Source organism: Vibrio sp. 10N.222.55.C6, from assembly GCF_041473395.1.
GTDB classification, from domain to species: domain Bacteria; phylum Pseudomonadota; class Gammaproteobacteria; order Enterobacterales; family Vibrionaceae; genus Vibrio; species Vibrio crassostreae_C.
Map to the genome: position 1 here is coordinate 1 of NZ_JBFRSD010000359.1, position 573 is coordinate 573.

Annotated in this window: 1 protein-coding gene; it reads left to right on the top strand. The window is 49.9% G+C overall.

The window, feature by feature from the left end; all coding sequences use genetic code 11:
• Positions 1-518: glucuronate isomerase (locus tag AB4486_RS24115; RefSeq protein ID WP_372119152.1), on the top strand; the 518-nt coding region annotated here is incomplete at its 5' end.
• Positions 519-573: the final 55 nt, after the last annotated feature.

Here is a 573-nt window from a genome sequence, read left to right on the forward strand (position 1 = left end):
TTGGTGCTCAGCGCAATAACAACACGCGTATGTTCCAGCTGTTAGGCGCAGATGCAGGGTTTGATTCGATCAGCGATAAGACGTTTGCCTTCGAATTGGCTCACCTGTTAGACGAGATGGATCAAAGCAACGAGTTACCTCGCACCATCCTTTACTGCTTAAACCCTCGCGATAACGAGATGATGGCAACCATGATTGGTAACTTCCAAGGTGGCGGCATCGCGGGCAAAGTTCAGTTTGGTTCTGGTTGGTGGTTCAACGATCAGAAAGACGGCATGCAACGCCAAATGGAACAGTTATCTCAACTTGGTCTGCTTAGCCAGTTTGTCGGCATGCTGACTGACTCTCGCAGCTTCTTGTCGTACACACGCCACGAATACTTCCGCCGAATTCTGTGTGACATGCTTGGTCGTTGGGCTGAAAACGGCGAGGTACCAAACGACATGTCACTGCTTGGCCCTATGGTCGAAGACATCTGCTTTGGTAACGCAAAACGCTACTTCGAAGAGAGGGCGTAACCGATGAAACATATCGCCATTATTGGTGAGTGCATGATCGAGCTGAACGGCAAAC